This is a genomic window from Blautia liquoris, from assembly GCF_015159595.1.
GTDB lineage: Bacteria > Bacillota > Clostridia > Lachnospirales > Lachnospiraceae > Novisyntrophococcus > Novisyntrophococcus liquoris.
This window is the reverse complement of sequence record NZ_CP063304.1, coordinates 2,765,016-2,786,036: the sequence shown is the minus strand read 5'-3', so window position 1 is coordinate 2,786,036 and position 21,021 is coordinate 2,765,016. Positions and strand designations below refer to the sequence as shown.

The following is a 21,021-nucleotide window of genomic DNA, read 5'->3' as shown; positions in this document are numbered from 1 at the left end:
GATTCCCTTAGAAAGATACTCTTTCAAATATTTATGTCAAAAAAAGGCTGCCCACGAATTATTTCGTGCGGCAGCCTCTGAAAAATAGTTATGTTATACTGCTCGGGCATAACCTCCGTCATCTGTGTAGAAGGTGCCCATCCCCGGGAAGTCAATACGGTTTTTTAATTCCAGTCCCCTGATTTTAATCGGACTAAATAAATTTGGATGCTTCATGTACATTCCTTTCTTTCCTTGATAGGGAATTTTGAAGAAGAAGTGGCAGAACGCTGATATAAAGGCTTTCTGCCACTTTGTCTATCATATAATTAATTCGGTAATTTCGCACGTATTATCAGGTGCGTTTTAAGAACAAATATACTAATTCCTCGAAAATTTATATACATATTCGAATTAATGAGTAAAAGAGTCAAAAAAGTCCACTTGTATAGCTGTATATTGAGTTGACATAACTAGAGAGTTGGGCAATAATAAAAAAACAATGGATAGAAGGGAGATTAAAGACATGATGATTGCAACAACAGGATGTTTACAGGCTGGATCAAAAGCTCCGATCGTATATCGCGGAGCATTTGAGGATATTTTCCCTAAGATGGCAGCCGATGGCTATCAGGCGGTGGAGATGCATATTCAGGATTCGAGGGAAATCAATCGAGAAAAGCTGAATGAACAGTTGGAGATTAACCATTTGAAATTGACATCAATTGGTACTGGAATGGCTTACGGGACCTGGCACCTGAATATTGGTGATCATAACCGCGATATACGAAACCGGGCGATTGCCTGCATAGAGGAGCATATGATTACTGCCAGCCCGCATCATAGCCTGGTGATTCTCGGCTCGATGCAGGGAAGGTTCAGTGATGCTGCTTCAGCGGAAGAGTTTGTTTCTAATGTTGAAGAGAGTCTGTATCGTCTGGACCAGCTGGCGAAACGGTACAATGTTCTAGTGGGCTATGAGATTATGAATCATTACGAAAGCGATTTTCTTTACACGATTGCCGATGGAGTTCGCTTTATGGAGGAGCATGACTATAAAAATATTCGTCTTCATATTGATACGGTGCACATGAATATTGATGAGAGCGATATGGGGCGGGCAATCCGTGCAGCTGGATCATGGATCCAACATGTTCATATTGCTGATAATGATCGCTATTATCCCGGACATGGGCATTTGTCATTTAGAGAAATTCTGCAGGCACTTCGGGATATCAACTACGAAGGGGCGTTAGCATTAGAAACCTACAACTGGCCCGAGACTCAAAAGTGTGCACGTAAATCGCGAGAATACTTAGAGTTCATGATTGAGGAGGTCTATGGACAGGAAAAAGAGATACACCAGTATCGGTCGTAAAATTATTACAGACATTAGTATTTGTATGCTCTTTTTCGTGATTTTCTTTTCCCTGTACATATATCGGTTTATGCAGACAAATGCGATGAAACGCTATGAATACCAGACTCAGATTGCTACGGAGGTATCCGGTACAAATATTGATCACTACATTACCAGTATGATTACGGCAACGAAATCTGTTTATATAAATCATTCTTTAATGGGTTTCTTAAAATATCATCACAGCCAGGAGGAAGTGGCCGATAATGAGCTACGTATCATTGAGTATTTTAAATCGGTATACTATGCTTCCAGTGCTGCAACGCAAATTTACCTAGTTATGCCTGAAGAGAATTTTTCCATTTTGTATGAGCCAAACCTGCTGAAAATTTATAATGGTGTGGTTAGCCCGGATGTGACAATTCCACAGATGGATTCTTTTCGAGATGTTTATGTGGAATCGACACACATTAAAAATGATTATGGGCACAATATTCCCGATATCGATAAGTATCCTGCCGATGAAACAGTATTTACAATCTGGCTGCCGATTGCGGACCTGCCAGTGGAACAAAAACCTTTTGCGTATGTGGCGATTGATCTGCCGACTTCTTTTATTATGGAAAACTGTAAGGCAGTCTATAGTGAAGATGAAACAATCTATGTATTGGATGCACAGAATCAAATCATTGCTTCCAGCGATGTAAAGAGTCAGATGCAGGATTTTGTAAAGTGTTATCCATGGTATCATAAAAGTGGGTTTTCCTATGCGTTTTCTCGCATTAAGGGCTTGATCCTGACCGAGACTAAGATCAATTCTCCTTATTTTGACTGGTATATTGTTAAGGTGGCGACGACCAAGAGTGTGTATGCACTCACGACTGGGCAGATGATTTCGATTCTGCTGATTTTTGCTATTCTGGTCAGTGTGTTGCTGCTGGTAATTTCCAGTCGGATTATGAAATATACTAGGTCGCTGCGTAGGATCACCTGTTTTATGGAAAAAGAAAGAGCTAGAAAAAACTGGGATAAGCCCAGGAAAATCAGCGATTATATTACATATGATAAGCAGGATGAAATCAGTTCTTTAATTAACTCGTTTCAGAAACTGATGGATTCCTTAAAAGAGCATGCGATTCAGAAGTATGAGTTAAAACTGGCTTATACGCAGTCGGAATTGCGGACGATGCAGGCACAGATCAATCCGCATTTCATTTATAACGTTATTCAATGTTTTGCTACAAATGCGTTGAAAAATAAAGATCTAAAGCAGTATCAGCTAATTTCCTCATTTGGACAAATGCTTCATTATGCGATGGTTCTGGAACCAGTTCTGGTTTATGTAGATCAAGAGATCGAGTACACTCGGCGCTATATTGAGCTGCAGCAGATGCGATTTGAACAGCATCTGATAGTAACTTATAAAATTGGGCCGGACAGCGGCGATTTTAAAATCCCCAAAATGTCAATCCAGCCATTGATTGAGAATTCTATTACTCATGGAAACCTTATGAAAAGCGCTGGTGGTGTAATTAATCTCGAAGTATTCGCACAAACAGAGTACCTGCATCTGCTAGTCGCTGATAATGGTGTACCGGTAACACTGGAAATCACAGAAAAGGTTTATGCTAAGATTGAAGAAATTAGAATGAAGTTGTTGTATCAGGATAGTTCGAGCGATAAAAAGCAGACTGAAGCATTGTCTTTTTCTACGAGAGAAGATGAAAATCATAATCATTTCATCGGTATTGAAAATGTCTATTCTCGGTTTCTGCTGAGTTTCGGCTATTGCGAATTTATTCTTACCGCTAATGAGCTGGGTGGCACTACGGTGGAATTTATTGTGCCGCTTCAGGCAAGACCAATCGGAGAGGAGTCCAATGAAAGTATTGATAGTCGATGACGAAAGTCATGTCAGAGATGCGATTTTTTTATTGCTGCCATGGGAGGAGTTAGGGTTTGAAAGGATCTTTATGGCTCAAACCGTAGCAGCAGCGACCCGGCTGATTCAGGATGAGAAACCGGAACTAGCCATCGTTGACGTTGTAATCGGGAATGAGTTGGGGACAGAGATCATGAATTATATCAATGACCAGAAGATCAGGACGACCGTAATTGCCATTTCCGGCCATGATGATTTCCAATATGTTCGTTCAATGTTCATTCTTGGAGCCTTGGAATATTTGTTGAAACCGATTGAGCAGGACAAGCTTTATGGAGCGGTGAAAAAGGCTCAAGTGCAGATTGGTGCCGACCCGCAAAGTCAGAGTGTGCTCTCAGGATTGTCAAGACGGCAAAATACTTCGGAATATCAACAGGATCTTTTACGAAACCTATTTCAAGCAGAACTAGTAGAATCGTCTTTTGCACAGCTTTTAGAGGTGGCACCACAGTTTTCCGAGAAAAAGCAATGCCGTGTTCTACACTGTACTGGCAGTACGCTGTCGGTGCATCAGGATGAGTTTCTACAACGAATGAGCCGGCTGCTTAACCAGATCCAAGAAGAACTGGAATCTGTAGGGCAAGGTGTTATTTTTCAGAATATGCAGCCTTCTATGGATATTGTTATCTTACTTTATGGACCGGCACAAGTGGATTTTGATCGGGAGCTGCACCGGATTAAAGAACTGGCATTGCGAGAAAATTGTGCTGTCATTCTGGGCAGCAGCCGTATGCATGCCTTTCCGAATGAACTGAGAACAGCCTGGAAAGAGGCGATGATCGCTGCCGATCATAATGATCAGTTCGGTATTTTTGCTTTAAAGGAGTATGACTCAAAAATGTCGAATATGTACCTGAAAAGTAGTTTGCAGAAAGAGAGTGCATTATACTCCAGCATAATTATCGGCGATCTGCCAACCATTAAAATACAGCTGCAGAGATGGGCAGAGATAGTTATGAACGGGCAGCCGCATACTATTGGTCTGCTGCGCTTGCTTTGGGAAGAGTTTTTTCAACTGTACAATGATTGGGAAAGAGCAGCAGAAATTACGGATGAAGATGTATTTTTAACTGAGCATATCAAAACTCTTGGCGATATCTTGGGAAACTCCTGGGACGGAACATTGAAACAAATGTATAAGTATTTCATCACTTGCATCGAACAACTGATTGAAAACAAAAAGTTGATGCAGGAGAGTCCCAACATGATGGCGAGAGTGACTGATTATCTGGAATTGAACTATATGAAACGAATTTCACAGCAGGAGTGCGCTGATCATTTTCATATCAATAAAGACTATCTAAGTCGAGCGTTTAAAAAGCACACTGGGATTGGAATGGTGAAATACTTAAATAATATACGAATTCGAAAAGCCTGCGAATTGTTGACATCGACCGATTTACAGATCATGGAAATTGCTGATCAGGTCGGCTATTTTGATGCCAAGTATTTTTCCAGACAGTTTAAAGTTGTGACAGGAGTTTCGCCGGCACAGTATCGTTATGAGTATCGGTCACAGAGTAGTCAAATAATTTGAATAAGAGGTCGAAATAATCCCCCTTTATGTCAAAAAAATATGTTTTGTAAAAACTCTTCTTGATGTATTGTGTATATTATATAAAAGTACTTTGTATATATCATATAAAATCAGCACAATAATTATGAAGGAGGGATAGATCTAATTGAATAATGAAAAATCCAGTAAATTTCAAAAGAACATTAAAAACTTTGGTAATTATACATTGTTCATAGGACCGGCTATGTTGGTATTCACATTGCTGTTTTTAATACCATTAGTGAGCGAATTATTTTACTCTTTTACAAACTGGAATGGAATTAATCCGACTTATAAGTTCATTGGAATTCAAAATTATGCAAGATCGCTAAAAGATAAAACCTACTGGACATCCTTCTGGTTTACAATTAAATTTTCCGTTGTGGTTGTAGTGTTTTCCAACCTAATTGGTTTCGCCTGGGCTTATGTTTTGTCTGGTGACATTCCCCTTAAGAATTTCTGGCGGGCACTGATTTATGCACCACGTATCATTGGGGGTGTTGTGTTGGGCTTTCTGTGGCGGTTTATTTTCCAGAACGTTTTTGTTCAGTTTGGAAAATGGAGTGGAATCAAGTGGTTCGCTCAGGAATGGTTCACAACTCCGGAATCATCTTTCTGGGCACTGGTAATTGTCATGATTTGGTCACTGTCAGGATATCTGATGATTATTTACAATTCTGGTATTGCCGCAATATCCAAAGATTATTATGAGGCGGCTATCGTTGACGGCGCAACTCGTTGGCAGATGTTGCGTTCCATTACAATTCCACTTTTACGGGGCACAATAACACGGTGTTTATTTATCGCTATTAACTGGGCGATGCTGCTGTATGATACCAATCTCTCCCTTACAAACGGTAACCCCTATCGAACTTCGGAGGGCGTAATGATGAATATCTATGCAACTGCCTTCAGGAGTAACCAGATGGCATATGGAGCGGCTAAATCTGTTCTTTTCGTCTTGATTCTGGTGATTATCTCTTTCGGTCAGATGAAGCTTACTTCTAGAAATGAGGTGGAGTTGTCTTGAAGAAGAGTCAAAGAGTGAATATCTTTTTTTCCTTGCTGTTTATTATGGTCAGTTGTTTTGTTGTACTGATTCCCTTATACTTTACTGTTTTGAATGCTTTTAAGCCAAACGCAGAAATTACTGAAAGCATTGCCGCGCTGCCTAAAAATCCAACCTTGCAGAATTTTATGACTGCATGGAAGCGTCTGGATTATCCTAAAGTGCTAGGCAATACATTGATCATAACCATCTTTTCTGCTCTTGGGACAGTCATTTTGAGTGGTATGACCGGATATTGGCTTGCTCGCCATCGAAACTGGTTCACTAAGCTATGTTTTGGCCTGATTCTCTGTGGTATGTGTGTACCGTTTCAGTGTATCATGATTACTTTTGCGAAAATGATCGGTGTGCTTAATATGGGCAATCATTTTCTTGGGGTTATTATCAGTAATTGGACTTTTTCTCTGCCGATGTCGATTTTTTTGGTAACCGGTGCGGTCAAGGTACTACCCTTGGAAATCGAAGAATCTGCTATTATAGATGGCTGTTCTGCGTTTACTCTCTACTGGCGGATTGTGTTTCCACTGACTAAAGGTACAACTTTTACCATCGTGTCGTTGGAGGTGCTGAAGTACTGGAATAACTATCTGATGACTCAGTTTATTCTGACTAAACCGCAGAAGCGGACGATCCAAATCGCAATGATGTCCTTATTCAATGAAGCACTGTTTTCTTGGGATGTGGCGGTTGCGGCGGTTACGTTATCAATCCTGCCATTGTTCATTTTCTTTATTGCCGCACAGAAACAGGTACTCAGCAGTGTTACCGTAGGGGCAGTCAAGGGGTAGCAAAGATTATAATTTTGAGTAATCAAATTTATAATAAATAAAAGGGACATATGAAAGGAGAAAGGTGTTATGAAGAAAATCAAAACTATAGCATTATTAATGACAATGCTTATGGCAGTTTCTGCTTTTGGCGGATGTGGTTCATCTGACAAGGATGACGGAAAGAAGCAGACAACTGTCGTTAAAAGCAATGTGAAATCGGAGAGCACCGATATCAAAAAACTTCCGGCGGGTTCCATCGATCTGACAGTAATGTTGCCTTTGGGACAATGGACCGACAACTTTGATGTTTTGGTTGATTCTTACAAAGCAGATCATCCGGAAATTGGCGAGATTACCGCAACCTTCCCCAGCTCAGATAAATATGAGGATTTATTGGTCTCGGCGCTTTCTGCGGGGGAACTGCCGAATATCATAACGCTGGGGTACGGTATTCGCCGTGAAAGTTGGTGGCAGTATTGTGAAGATCTAAGCACTGGTTGTGAAGCATATAATCTCCTGACCAAAGAGCAGATCGCCAATGGAACGAATGGAGACTATGGCATGCAGGTGTTACCAGTGGTCATTGAGGGCACAGGGATTCTTTACAATACCCGTATTTTGAAAGAGACTGGTTGGGACCACACCCCGCAGACTAGGGATGAACTGCTGCAGTATTGCAAAGATCTGAAGGCAAAAGGTGTTCAGCCCTTTATGATGCCTTGGGCGGAAACCTATTTAAACCTGTTTAACAACGTTGGGAATTACTGGTTATTGAATAAAGAAGATGGCGGTAAAGAGACGCTCGATAAATTATTGAATGGTGAAGATGTTGGCTTGGATAAAGATCCGGAGATGGCTGAATTGCTGGATACATATGAAGATATATTAATGCCCTTTGCTCAGGAGGGTGCAGTTTCGGCTGATAAGTGGACTTGCAGGAATGCTTTCTTTGCTGAGGAGTGTGCAATGTTGGTTGGTGAAGGATCTTATGAAACCCCGAATATCCAGAACTCCAATCCGAAGATGCTTGATTATGTGAAACAGGATATTCTTCCAGTTTCAAATGATGCCGACAAGAATAAAATGGCTATTGCTTCCATTGCTATCAGTGTTACAAAAAATGATGATCCAAACGTTGTTGCTTGTACGAAAGATTTTGCCAGCTATCTTGCTTCATCCGAAGATGCGAGAATATGGCATCAGGAAACCATGGGAAGTCCGACAGCAATTGAAAGTCTGGAGGTTTCAGATAAAATGCCGGCCATTGCCAAAGATGTTGTTGAATTAGTAAAAGCCGGTAAGGGTGTAGAGAATGTATATGTGTATATGCCGTCTTCGATTTATACGGATATGGAAGAGAACTGGGCGAAGTATGTTTCTGGTGTATCTTCGCGTAAAGATTTCCTGCAACGTTATCAGCAGATCTTTAACGATTACAAGGACGGGATTTACGGTTAAGATATCATTAATTAAGCGGGAGGTAAGTAAAATGAGTCAGTTTTATATTGCTCGGGCAGCGGAAATTGAAAAACAGTACGATGCACGAGGGTTTGCCATTACTGAGCTTTTAGCTGATAGTCATGATGGAAGTGTCCGAAATTATAAGGGCTTTTTAAAGGCTGGAAGCGAGATCAAACCGGAACTAAGCAAGGACAAAGTTGTCATTTACATGTTCGGAAAAGGAAGCGGCTATGTCGCCGATTGTGACAAGGTGCATAATATTGAGGAAAAAGTAAGTTTTTATTTTCCGAATTTTGATCAGAATCCTTATCGTATACATGCTTTTGAGGATATGGAGTTTGTCAAATCAGTTGTGACGATGGATGATTATGATTGGGACGATTATCAGCATTCTCATATTCGTTTGCCTTATTTTCGTTCGCTTAGTCAATGTGTCCGATATGATCAGGACTGCAAAGGAGCAAATACAACATCCTGGCATGTGCTCAATCCAAAACAGCTAGGACACGTTATCATAGGTGTTGTTCGTGCTGTTGGTGAAGGTACCGATGAAAAAGGGCATCCGGCTGTTCATCAATGGAATTATTGCCTGGGGAATGCTGATTTTGAGCTCACTGTAGACGGAGAAAGTACGCAGACCAAATCTGGTGATTGGAGTTTTATCCCGGCAGGTCCAGATCACAGTTTAATGGCTAAATCGGGACAGGAAGTATTTTACGTGTGGTATGAACAGTATAGCAGAGGAGCAGGGGACTATATTGTAAAGCTGGCGAAAGGCGAAATGGAATAATAGGAAGAAGGCGTTCAAATGAAAGATTATTATATCGTAAGGAATGAAGATATTGATGTCGAATATGATGTTGATGGCTTTTATATGGAAGAAGTGTTGGCAGGAAGCTATGATGGCGGGATACGTAATTATAAGTGTTTCCTAAAAGCTAACAGTGAGACGAGACCCCAATTATATCAAAACGAAACAGTGGTGTATATATTTGGCAAAGGGCGTGGCTATGTGACAAACTCGCAGGAAGCCCATAATATTACAGAGCTATCATTCTATGTGCCGGATTTCGATCACGATTCATTTACGATTCATGCAACTGATGATATGGAATTTATTATGAGTGTTGTCGAAATGAATCAATGGGATCGGGAGAAGTTTGAACACAGTCATATTCATCTGCCTTTTTTTCGTAAATACACGGATGGACAGATTTACGATCAGGACTGCAAAGGTATGAATACCACTTCATGGCTGATTATAGGTGCCGGACAACTTGGCAGAGTACTCATGGGTGTCGTCAGGGCTGTAGGTGAAGGCACAGATGAAAAAGGGCATCCAGCGGTTGCGCAATGGAATTATAGTGTTGGAAAATCAGAATTTAACCTAAGTATTGATCATCAGGCACCAATTGTTCAGAAGGGGGGCGATTTTAGTTTTGTTCCAGCGGGACCTGACCATAGTCTGGTGGCCGACTCGGGAAATGAGGTGTTTTATGTTTGGTATGAACATTATACCAGAGAACGTGATTTTATGATTACACTGGCTAAAGATGAGAAACTTATCGATGTACTGAAACATTAGACAGAAGCATCTGAATAAGAAAGGAAGATAATAATATGGAACAAAAATATTTAAAGAATTTTTATGTTGATAAAGCATCAGATATAGCTGCCCGGGCTCAGTTCGATGATAATGGTTTTGCAAAAGCAGAGCTTTTACCAGGGATCTATAAAGACGGTATTACCAGTTATAAATGTTTCTTAAAAGCAGGACATCGAATTTCTCCGGAACTCTTTAGCGATAAGAGTGTAATTATATTCTTTGGCAAAGGGCAAGGGGAACTAATTGATTGCGACGGTAAGCATCAAATTACAGAAGTGGCATTCTATGTACCCTACATGGAGAAAGAAGAATATGAGATTCATGCGATTGAGGACATGGAGTTTGTATTAAATATTGTTGAAATGAACCAGAGTGATATGGCGGCGTTTAATAGATGGCATATTCGTCTTCCGTATTTCCGCCTGCACAGTGAATGCATACAATATATTCAGGATTGTAAAGGACCAAACACTGAAGCACGGATGATTCTCTGCCCCAAATGGATGGGCCGTGTGATTCTGGGGACAACCCGGGCCATTGGTGAGGGAACGGTCGAAGCCGGGCATCCCAAGGTTCATCAGTGGAACTATTGCGTAGGGGCATCAGACTTTCATATGAGTGTCGGTTATAAAGCAAAGAACAATATGGAAACTGTTTCACAGCAGGCCGGTGATTGGAGCTTTATACCAGCTGGTGCTGATCATGATTTGGTGGCAGATCCGGATAAAGAGGTTTACTATATCTGGTTTGAACATTATGCGGATGAAAAGGCAATGGATAAGATGTAATATGTAGTTAGTGTAATACTAGTGCGAAAGTAAAGAGTCAATTCAAATATATCAGGTTGCCTTTGCGTGCCGTTAAAGGTGCGCTAAGGCAACTTGATTTTAGGAGAAAACAAGTGTTAGAGAAAAAGATTAGTATCGGGAAATCCAAATGGAAACAGGACATTGATATGCTTACAGGCAAGCCAGTGAAACTGGTAATGCTCTTTTCCCTGCCGTTGGTGTTCGGGAATATTTTCCAGCAATTGTATTATATTACCGACGCTGTTATTGTCGGAAAATTTATTAATATTCAGGCTCTGGCAGCGGTTAACAGTTGTTCTTGGGTTATCTGGCTCTTCAATGCTATTGCCCGGGATTTATCGAGTACACTCAGCATTCTGGTTTCTTATAATGTTGGAAAAGACAATCGTGACCGACTTAAAAAAATCGTCGGGAACGCTGGAACACTTACTCTTATTCTTGCACTTACATTGACAATCCTAGTCGAAAGCAATTTGAAACTAATTTTCCAAATATTTAAAGTACCCTCAGAGATTCTAGCGATGACGCGAGATTACTTTTTCATAATATTTCTGGGCATTCCGTTTATTTTCATCTATAATGTTGCTGTCGCACTATTGCGTGGGATTGGAAACAGTAAGATTACTCTTTATGCCATCAGTACCTCGACTATCATTAATGTCGGTTTGGATCTGTTGTTTATTGTGGGCTTTGGCTGGGGTGTCAAAGGCGGTGCCATTGCAACTGTTATTGCACAGTTCATGGCGATGTTGATTGCTCTAGTGCCACTTTGCAAAAGCTCGATGTTCCCTCGACAGCGATCTGATTGGAAACTTGAACAGAAACTGATGCGGCAAATTGCAGAACTTTGGCTTCCAATGCTGGTCAACAGTGCGGTGATTTCCTTAGGCGGAAGTCTCGTATCTAGTCAGGTGAATGCAATCGGTCCCTTTTTTACGGCCGGTGTTTCCTCGGCGACGAAGATTTTTACTTTACTGGAATCTGTAATTATGGCGATCCAGACTGGACTTTCCGTATTTATCGGACAGAACTTGGGTGCCGGCAAGATCAAAAGAGTTAAAAAAGGCGTATATCAGATTATCTTGGTGGCTTTAATCATCACGGCAGTTCTAAACATTTTTGTACAGATTTTTGCACCACAGTTGGCGAACATTTTCCTCTTGCGGACAGATGAACTATATGATCAGACGCTGCGTGTTACAGTTACAAATGTGCGAGTGACAACATTAGGCATGTTTATAATGACACCAATGTACTTATACCGAGTCGCAATTCAGACTCTGGGCCATCCGAAATATCCAATGTACGCAGCTTTTCTGCAACTTGCGGCACGAGCCTTCTCGATCTTTGTCCTGTCTATTTATATCGGTGAATATGCATATTATCTGGCAACGGTGCTGGCATGGCTTGTGACTTTGCCGGTCGTTGCAATTCCTTACAATAAAAATATTCGGGATTTGGAAAGAAGGTCACGGCCATTTCTGGAATAAACGAACATACCCACTATAAACCGAAGAAGAATCACGATAAAACTGGATAACTTTATCGTGGTTCTTTTAAATGTCAAATTTTCAATAGTGAATGTCAATTTTTTTAGTCTGGGCAGGAAGACAGGATGGATGTTAAGATAAATAGTATAAAGAAGTACTTCTTATACACAATGAGATGTTTTTTATTATCGGGAGGATTATTTGTATGAAAAAGAAAATAATAAGTCTTCTGCTTATGGTGACAATGAGCGCAACTCTGTTTGCTTGTGGAAGTGTTGATGGGAAATCCAGCCAAAACTCAGAGAAATCAAGATCGAAAGAAAGTATGTCGGATAAATCAGGGAAAACACCTGTGAAGATGGCAGTGTGGGGATCTGGAGCAGCGGAGAATCATAAAAAGGCTGCGGAAGCTTTTAACGCTGCGCATGATAATATTGAATTCGATGTAGAGATGCAGACCGGAGATTATAATCAGTTTTTGGGCGCAAAGGTGGCATCAGATGACTTGCCTGATTTATTTTGGCTCAATCCATATTCACAAGTTCAGGAATTTGCTAAGAATGATAGAATTATGGATTTAAGCGATCAGGACTTTATACCTGAAATCTATGATTTTGCAAAGGAAGCATCTAGCTATGAGGGAAAGGTGTATGCATATCCCTTGGAAATTGAAATGCTCGGAATATTCTATAACCAGGATTTATTTGAGAAGGCGGGAATTACCGAAGTACCGGAAACATTTTCAGAATTAAAGGATGTATGTGCGAAGTTAAATGAAAAAAATATTACGCCTTTTGCTGCAACTTATCAGGAAAGCTGGACTTTGAATCATCTGTTCAGTTGCCTTCAGGGAACTGCAGTTGGGGATTATAAGACATGGATCAATGATATGAATGAAGGAAAAGGAAGCTTTAAGAATAAAAATTCTGACAGAGAATTTGAGTTTATGGATTTGATGAAAGAAAATTCAGGGAGCAATTATATGGACGCGGATTCAACTTCAGGGTTTAATGCGTTTGCTTCAGGAGAAGCAGCCATGATTCTGACAGGAGAGTTTTCTCTATTAAACGCTGAAAGTATTGATCCCAATTTAAAGGCAGGTTTGTTCGCAGTACCTTTGACGGATGACCCTCAGGATGCAAAACTGGATGTTGATGTAGGGATCTGCGTGGTCGTAAATAAAAACACAAAACATCCGGATGAAGTAAAAGAAGTTTTAAAGTTTTTGAATGATCCTGAAAATGGATGGGGTAGTTATACAAGAAATACAATGGGAAGTTCAGTAGCACCCATGGATTGCGATTCAAAATTGTCCTATCCATATCTTGATGATTACAATCAATACATGAGAGATAATCAGATCAAACCATGGGTTTATCTGCAGCTGGAGTCCGGAGCGAATGATCTGATAGGTCCTGCAATTCAGGGATACTTCTCTGGAATTACGGATGAAAAGCAGACGCTTGCAGATTTAGATACAAAATATTCGGAACTTTTAGAGTAATTATTAGAAATAAAAGTACCTTTCCCATGGATGATCAGAGATAAGACTGTCTGTAAGATTCCGGGAAGGGTACTTTAAAAATTATTTCTGTACCCAAAAGGGAGATCAATATGTCGAATTATTTAAATAAGAAAAATAAGAAGTTCTATCTATTACTTGTGGTCCCTTCTCTTGTATTCTATGGAATAGCCATTATATGGCCGTTATTATTTGAAACCATACCATCTTCATTCTATAACTGGAATCTGATTAAAGGGACAAAAATATTTAATGGATTTACAAACTACGTTAAATTGTTTAGGGATAAGACATTTATACATGCGATTGTTTTTACTGTGCTGCTTGGCATTGCATCTATCCTCATATCTAATGTTGCGGGATTCCTGATTGCTTACTTGTTAGATTCAAAGATTCGATGGAAAGGTGTCACACGTTCACTCTTTTTTATACCAAACATAATAAGTGGAGTTATGGTTTCTTTTGTATGGCTCTTTCTATTTACAGGAGTAATACCAAGTTTTGCGAAAATGGTGCACTTGAATAAAATTGCGGAGGTCAGCTGGTTTGGTGATGCAAAAATGGCTGCTATTGCAGTGTTGCTGGTAACAACATGGCAGGAAATAGGATTTCTAATGATGCTTTATATTGCCGGACTTCAGACAATCCCCAAAGATATTATAGAAGCAGCACTATTAGACGGCTGCACGGGAATTAAGAAAATCTTTCATATTCAATTGCCCCTATTGATGCCTACTATTACAATTAACCTGTTCGTATCTATATCAGGAGCATTTAAAGCCTTTGATATTCCGCTTTCACTGACAAGAGGCGGCCCGGCAAACAGTACACAGACCATTGCATTAAATATTTACAATGATGCATTTGGAGCTTTTAAAACAGGATATGCATCAGCAAAATCTATGGTGCTATTTCTGATGGTGTGTGTCATAGCTATGATTCAGTTGACTTTGACTAGAAGAAGGGAGGTCCAACTTTGATGGCAAAAGAAATTAGTAAAAAAAGCACAGTAAAAAGCATCATCTGTCTTTTAGCAGGATTGATCTTTATGTTGCCCGTTTTTTTGATTGTCATGAATGCATTCAAACCCAATAAGGAGATTTTAACTTCTTTTCTTTCTCTGCCAAAGAGCCTTTATCTGGATAATTTCAAACAGGCAATGGATAGTATGAATTTTTCTACAGCCTTCCGAAATACTTTATTTGTGACGGCTTTCACGGTTCTAATAGCGTGCATAATATCGTTTACCAGTGCATATGGGATCTCACATCTGGATGGAAAACTTGGCGATGGTTTGTATTTACTATTTGTATTAGGTCATATTATACCGTTTCATGCGGTGATGATCGCAATTTCTATTCTGGCTAAAAATTTGAATTTGACTAACACTCATCTGGGACTTATTATTTTTAACAGTGGATTTTTTACTTCTTTTGGGGTCATGACTTATGTGGGATTTCTGAAAAGTGTTCCAAGGGAGCTTGAGGAGGCGGCTGCCATTGATGGCGCTTCTCCGTTCCGCACCATGACGCAAATTATTCTTCCTCTTGTGAAATCGTCTACAGTGACCTTGGTGATATTGTATTTTTTATGGACATGGAATGATTTATTGCTCCCTACGATCATTATCAGTGATGAGAGTTTAAGAACAATCACAGTAAATCTGTATATGTTTAAGACAACGACGAATGCGCAGTGGAATCTATTAATTGCCGGATTGACGGTGAGCATGATACCTATTATAGTTATTTATATCGCAGGACAAAAGTATATTACTAGCGGTCTGACGGCAGGCGCAGTGAAATGAAGGAGGCAATTCAAATGAGCGATTTTTACAAAGATAATATGAATTTATATCAGATAAATGGATTTGATATCCAAGAAGTAGCAAAAGATGTCTATGCGATTGATGAGTTTGGCATTGATATTATGTATCTGGTCATTGGTACTAAAAAAGCTCTATTGATTGATACTGGGATCGGATTGGGGGATATTAGAGCTGTGGTTGAGACTATGACTGACCTGCCTTATGTTGTAGTGAATACTCATCATCATTATGATCATGCTGGAGGAAATGGGCACTTTGATTGTGTCTATGCTCCTGAAAATGCAATCTCTGTGATTAAAAGTCAAAATAATGTGAAACAGCGGCAGGAGTTTTTTGAAGAACAGAAAGCCAGAATGGAATATAATCATATGGCGAGTCTTACATATGATGCAAAGTTCGTGAAACAATACAACTTAAAGGGAATCAGAGAAGGTGACCGATTTTTACTTGGGAATCGAGAGCTAGAGGTCATCGAAACGCCAGGACACACAAAAGACAGCATTTGCCTTTTGGATTCGGAAAACAGGATTCTTTTTTCAGCGGATACCATTGTCAGCACGCCGACGCTGATTTTTGACAGCTATTCGGATACAATGGAGAATTATCTGCTATCATTGAAGAAACTAAGAGATAGAAGAGATGAGTATGAACTTATTTTTCCGGGACATTATCTGCGGCCAATTGGTGAACTATACATTGATCATATGATAAAATGTGTGGAAGAGGTCCTGAATGGTCATTTATTGGATCATATTCATGAGAATAAATCTGCAGAGAAAACAGAATATATTCATCGGTATGGACTGGCTTCGGTTCTCTACAATAAGGGGCGTATATAGACCTGAATTTTTAAAAATATAAAGGGTGTGCTAAGATATGAAAAGGATGGTATATGAGTTTTTTGGAAAGTTGAAGATAAAAAATAAAATTCTTTGCTTTTGTCTTCCTTTTATTGTTATTAGTGACATCATTATATTGAGTATTACTGCTGTGATGTTCAGGCAGTTGAAAAACATGGTTTATGATCAGACAGAGCAGAATATCACAGAGAAATCAAACTTATTGAATAGTACATTCAGCAATTATGATCAGGCTACAACAAAATTTTTATATTACTCAGATGAGGTACAGGAATATTTACATACAGAGCAAAGGGTGATGGATGAAGATAGTTTCAATTCTCTTATAAGCAGGATTTCATTCAATATAAATTCTTTACTTATGAACAGCCAGCCTTCAATTATGAATGTCTGCCTATTTAATAAATATAATGAGATATACATTAATAATGCAATCTATGTGAAAACAATTGAACAGACAGAAAAATACGCTTCCGTGCTCCAAAACGAAACATCTAATATGCATGGGAAACTGATTGTCAGCCAGAATCCCTTTCACAGAAATATGATTACGCTTTCAAGAAATGTATATGTTCCTGAATTGGAACGAAGCAATGAAAAGATTGGTTTTCTTATGTTGGATATTAGTAAGAACGATTTGACAAATCTGCTAAGACCTACAGAACGTGCAGATGCTATATCAATTGTACTGACAGATGAGAGCAAGAATATATTAATTAACGCATCTCAAATGTCTGATAAACAGTGTGCTGACATTATAAAAGATCAAAAGGGAAAAAGATATCAGGTAAAACATAACATTCTGGATTATGGAAACTGTGAAGTGATCGGAATTATTAACGAAAAAGTATTATTTTATGACACAAATAGAAGCTTCTGGATGGAACTGGGGTTGATATTTTTGGCAATACTTATCACGATATTGGCGATTTACTTCACAGGAAACATGATCGCAGGGCAACTGCATGCCTTTATGCAAAAACTCAATCAAACAGAAGAAATTGATAAGAACTCATATATTCATATGCATACACAGGATGAATTTAAGGAGCTTTCTGATTCGTATAATGGGTTGCTGTCCAGGATTGATACTCTGATACACACAGTTTATATTAAGGAGATTTTACTAAAAGAAGCACAGATGGAGTCTCTTCAGGCACAAATGAATCCACATTTTCTTTATAACACATTGGATTGTATTAACAGTCTGGCAAGACAAGGTGAATCAGATAAGGTCAATAAAACAATCACGTCACTTGCAAGTATTTTGAGAATGTCTGTGAAAGGACAGCCTTTTTTGACTGTCGAAGAGGATTTGAAGTATATCAGGCAGTATATCTATATCCAGAAGATACGCTTTCAGTATAAAATCATTTTTCTGGTGGAAATCCCGGAGTCTATCTATCAGTTTTACATACCCAAATTAGTAATTCAACCTATTATCGAAAATGCAGTAATACATGGTATTTCAAAAATAAAAGGAACCGGAATGATTGCAGTAGAGGGATGGGAAGACGATAATAGTATATATCTGGAAGTGAAAGATAACGGGATAGGAATTCCAGATAGTGTTATAAGAAAAATTGATCAAATTGATGCCCATGATCATATTGATTTTAAAACACGTGATAACCATATTGGGATTTTTAATATTCAACAGAGGATCCGCTTGATGTATGGAAATGAATATGGTCTTCATATCAGGCAGCTGTTACCTGCTGGCAGCAGTGTTGTTGTACGCCTGCCAAAGATATTAACACCAAAGAAAAGAGATGATAATATTGACGATACTGATCCTTGACGATGAAATCTTGATTTGTCAGGAACTGCAGGCAATTGCAGAAGAAGCAGCTCATGGAATACATAAGATTGTTACCAATTCGGAGCCATATAAAGTTTTTGATCTCATTAATAGACTAAAACCGGAAATTATACTGACAGATATTCAGATGCCTGGTATAAGCGGAATTGATGTTGCCCATTATGTATACGAAAAAGGCTATCATTCAAAGATAATATTTATTACAGGTCATGCACAATTCGAATATGCACAGGCGGCGATTCAATATCAGGTAAGCGAATACATTCTGAAACCAATTAATGAAGAAGAAACATTGGAGTGTATAAAACGTGCCATAACAGAATATTCAGAAGAGAAGAAACACGAGGATATTTATCAGCTTTTTCAAAATTACTTTGTAGAACACTCTGAGATAGTAAGACAGCAGTTTATGGAAAAACTATTTTTTCAGCCTATGTATTTTAATCAGGAACAGCTGGACTATCAAAAAAAATTTCTAATGGCAGATTTAAAGGAATTTCGTGTTGTGGCGATGAGCTTTGTGACAGAGAATCGATCATTTGAGGAGGAAAGTTACTATGGGTATTCAATTTGGAACTATTTTCAGAAAAAGCATAACTCTATACCAGTCTATAGACTTGGGGAAGTTATGTACTTTATTTGGAGTTTTCCAGAAACCGATATCAATGAAAAGAAAATATTTGAGGAGATTGAAGCGATAAAATGTGAACTGGAACAGCTGTATCCTGTTCATTTGAAAATTGGAATCAGTCAGAAAGCATGTGATCTCATTAAGATTCAGGAACTGAAAAAGCAGGTTTTATATTGCCTGGAATATGGTAAAACTCTGGATAAAAATATTATAATACGGTACGAGGAATTGCCGGAATATTATAGTGATAATTCGTATTTTGACATGATAGATGAGACAGCTGAGTTGATCTCGTTTCTACGAAAAGGGGATAAAGTAAAAGCACTTTGGTATGTGGACAAGATTCTGTCACAGACTCAGGATGAGACTGAGGAGTATTCAAATCAGGTGATAGATTTGATTGTGTCTAATGTAAATATGTTTTTATCGGGTCTTCCTTCTTTTCAGAGGGAGGCGATGAGTCAGCGCAGTTCCGCAGAAGAAAAAATACATGTTCAGTCTAGTTTTAAGTTGAAACAGGAGTATTTAATTTATTGGGTAGAGTATATTGCCGATTGCATTTCGAATCAACAAAATGGGGAGCAGAATATATTGATTCAGTCAATCTACGATTACATTAATACACATTACTCTGAACCAATTGGCTTAACAAATGTTTCTGATCATATTAACAGAAATCCCTCTTATGTCAGCAGATTAATTAAGCAAAACACAGGAAAAAACTATTCTCAGATCCTTATGGAAAAAAGAATGGAAGAGGCCAAGAGGTTTCTGAGAACTACAACGCTGAAAATATCACAGATTTCGGAGCAGGTTGGTTATCCCAACGTGCAATATTTTACGAAAGTGTTTACAGATTACTCCAGTATTACCCCAGGTGAGTATCGCAAAATTACAACATATTTCTAGAAGTTACTAGGAAGAACTTTCGCTAAAGGTGATGTGCTTGGTATGAAATTCATGCTGGCTGCAAAAAGGGCTGCCTTTGTTGTTGCGATGGGACAGCTATACGCCGGCAGGGGAAATGATTAGTTTTTTCAAACAAAGGAGAGGTGGAGGTGTCCGAAGTGAAAAAAAAGGAAATATCCAATATGTTCTGGGTTATTTTGGGAGTTGTCTTTTTCTCTCTGGGCTACAGATGGTTTTTGTTTCCTGCAGGTTTGTATAGCGGAGGCTTTACCGGAGCAGCACAATTGATAAAAGATTTTCTTTTGAGAGTTGTTGGAATACAAGTGCCAAACTCCATAGATCTTACGGGAATTATATTCTGGTGCATTAATATCCCTCTATTTATTCTAGGATATAAAAGCTTGGGAACAAAATTCTTCTACAGAACAATTATTGCCGTTTGTATACAATCCTTGCTTTTAACATGGATTCCAGCACCGAAAAAGCCAATATTCAGTGATGAACTTTTAAACTGCATCATAGGCGGCGTGGTGTCGGGCTCTGGTGTGGGAATAACATTAAGGGCAGGAGGATCAGGCGGCGGGTTGGATATTCTTGGTATGTACTGCGCAAAAAGATATCCTGACTTCAGCGTTGGGAAAATCAGTGCCATGATGAATGCAGGCATCTATTTCATAGCAGCTCTTCGCTACAATATTGAAGTCGCTGCATATTCACTTGTATTTTCAATTATTGCAGCAGTTGTTCTCGACCATGTACATTACCAAAATATAAAGGTTTGTGCATTTGTTGTCACAAAAAACAAGTCATTGGGAGAGAGTATCAATCGTTGTGTTTCCCGCGGAGTAACCAGTTGGAGTGGCTGGGGCGAATTTAGTCATCAAGAGGAAAACATTCATATGATCGTGATCAGCAAATATGAATTGCAGACGCTGAAGAATTTGATTCACCAGATGGATCCCGACGCTTTTGTGCTTATTGTATTACCAGAGATGATATGGGGGCATTTTGAAAAACGGTTAGAAGTTCGTTAATCTTTGGTGTGAACAATAAAAAGAATATACTGGGTACAACGATAGATTTTTAGGCTTCAAGAGAGCTTGAAAGACAAGGTACCGGAATTACACGTGATTGGCGATGCAGTCCAGGCAAGAAGAATTGCGGCCGCTGTAGAAGAAGGAGCGCGGATGGCACTTGGCATCTGATTCTTATCTTCTGAAAGCTCAGGATGGATTTAGCCATTGCATAGGCTATAGGAAGTGGCGTCAATGAAGCAATATTGTGAAGAATGTGGGGGGATAAAACTATTTCTGGGTTCTGCGGGTAAAAATGGAGATCTTACTTTTGTGATTATTATTTTAGCCATCTACTTCACTTCAAGCGGGGTAGATGGCCTATTACTGAGAGA

The 21,021-nt window shown here is 39.1% G+C and carries 18 protein-coding genes; 17 read left to right on the top strand and 1 reads right to left on the bottom strand.

Going from position 1 to position 21,021, the window contains the following annotated elements:
* Positions 1-93: 93 nt before the first annotated feature.
* Entirely contained in the window at positions 94-216 is a 123-nt protein-coding gene (locus INP51_RS16330) for a hypothetical protein (protein ID WP_268885795.1), read from the bottom strand.
* Positions 217-505: 289 nt separating this feature from the next.
* On the opposite strand from INP51_RS16330, the gene INP51_RS12470 reads away from it, so the two are divergent.
* From INP51_RS12470 to INP51_RS12390, 17 genes are all read left to right on the top strand, one after another.
* On the top strand, positions 506-1,357 hold the full coding sequence (locus INP51_RS12470) for a sugar phosphate isomerase/epimerase family protein (protein WP_193735168.1): 852 nt from the start codon (positions 506-508) through the stop codon (positions 1,355-1,357).
* A complete protein-coding gene (locus INP51_RS12465) occupies positions 1,320-3,242 on the top strand; it encodes a sensor histidine kinase (protein ID WP_193735167.1) in 1,923 nt (640 codons plus the stop codon). The genes INP51_RS12470 and INP51_RS12465 overlap by 38 nt, the downstream gene beginning before the upstream one ends.
* Positions 3,220-4,818, top strand: coding sequence for a response regulator transcription factor (locus INP51_RS12460; protein WP_193735166.1), 1,599 nt, complete (start codon positions 3,220-3,222; stop codon positions 4,816-4,818). Before INP51_RS12465 ends, INP51_RS12460 begins: the two co-directional genes overlap by 23 nt.
* A gap of 145 nt (positions 4,819-4,963) precedes the next feature.
* A complete protein-coding gene (locus INP51_RS12455) occupies positions 4,964-5,866 on the top strand; it encodes a carbohydrate ABC transporter permease (protein WP_230406794.1) in 903 nt (300 codons plus the stop codon).
* A complete protein-coding gene (locus INP51_RS12450; RefSeq protein ID WP_193735165.1) occupies positions 5,863-6,693 on the top strand; it encodes a carbohydrate ABC transporter permease in 831 nt (276 codons plus the stop codon). Before INP51_RS12455 ends, INP51_RS12450 begins: the two co-directional genes overlap by 4 nt.
* 69 nt (positions 6,694-6,762) lie before the next feature.
* A complete protein-coding gene (locus INP51_RS12445) occupies positions 6,763-8,133 on the top strand; it encodes an ABC transporter substrate-binding protein (protein ID WP_193735164.1) in 1,371 nt (456 codons plus the stop codon).
* 31 nt (positions 8,134-8,164) lie between these two features.
* Entirely contained in the window at positions 8,165-8,926 is a 762-nt protein-coding gene (locus INP51_RS12440; protein WP_193735163.1) for a cupin domain-containing protein, read from the top strand.
* 18 nt (positions 8,927-8,944) lie between these two features.
* Positions 8,945-9,721, top strand: a complete 777-nt coding sequence (locus INP51_RS12435; protein ID WP_193735162.1) for a hypothetical protein — start codon at positions 8,945-8,947, stop codon at positions 9,719-9,721.
* 35 nt (positions 9,722-9,756) lie between these two features.
* The gene (locus INP51_RS12430; RefSeq protein ID WP_193735161.1) at positions 9,757-10,530 is read left to right on the top strand and encodes a cupin domain-containing protein; all 774 of its coding nucleotides are present in this window, start codon (positions 9,757-9,759) and stop codon (positions 10,528-10,530) included.
* 113 nt (positions 10,531-10,643) lie between these two features.
* On the top strand, positions 10,644-12,041 hold the full coding sequence (locus tag INP51_RS12425; RefSeq protein ID WP_193735160.1) for an MATE family efflux transporter: 1,398 nt from the start codon (positions 10,644-10,646) through the stop codon (positions 12,039-12,041).
* Between the two features lie 205 nt (positions 12,042-12,246).
* The gene (locus INP51_RS12420; RefSeq protein WP_230406793.1) at positions 12,247-13,545 is read left to right on the top strand and encodes an ABC transporter substrate-binding protein; all 1,299 of its coding nucleotides are present in this window, start codon (positions 12,247-12,249) and stop codon (positions 13,543-13,545) included.
* 110 nt (positions 13,546-13,655) lie between these two features.
* The gene (locus INP51_RS12415; RefSeq protein WP_193735159.1) at positions 13,656-14,543 is read left to right on the top strand and encodes a carbohydrate ABC transporter permease; all 888 of its coding nucleotides are present in this window, start codon (positions 13,656-13,658) and stop codon (positions 14,541-14,543) included.
* Positions 14,543-15,370 (top strand): carbohydrate ABC transporter permease, encoded by an 828-nt coding sequence (locus tag INP51_RS12410; protein ID WP_193735158.1) that lies wholly within the window; start codon positions 14,543-14,545, stop codon positions 15,368-15,370. The genes INP51_RS12415 and INP51_RS12410 overlap by 1 nt, the downstream gene beginning before the upstream one ends.
* Positions 15,371-15,384: 14 nt before the next feature.
* A complete protein-coding gene (locus INP51_RS12405) occupies positions 15,385-16,230 on the top strand; it encodes an MBL fold metallo-hydrolase (RefSeq protein WP_193735157.1) in 846 nt (281 codons plus the stop codon).
* Positions 16,231-16,267: 37 nt separating this feature from the next.
* Positions 16,268-18,052 carry a sensor histidine kinase gene (locus INP51_RS12400; RefSeq protein ID WP_193735156.1) on the top strand — a complete coding sequence of 595 codons (1,785 nt, stop codon included), beginning with the start codon at positions 16,268-16,270 and terminating at the stop codon, positions 18,050-18,052.
* Complete coding sequence (locus INP51_RS12395) at positions 18,033-19,613, top strand: response regulator transcription factor (protein WP_193735155.1); 1,581 nt, start codon at positions 18,033-18,035, stop codon at positions 19,611-19,613. Before INP51_RS12400 ends, INP51_RS12395 begins: the two co-directional genes overlap by 20 nt.
* A gap of 158 nt (positions 19,614-19,771) precedes the next feature.
* Positions 19,772-20,647 carry a YitT family protein gene (locus tag INP51_RS12390; protein ID WP_193735154.1) on the top strand — a complete coding sequence of 292 codons (876 nt, stop codon included), beginning with the start codon at positions 19,772-19,774 and terminating at the stop codon, positions 20,645-20,647.
* The last annotated feature ends 374 nt before the right edge of the window (positions 20,648-21,021 follow it).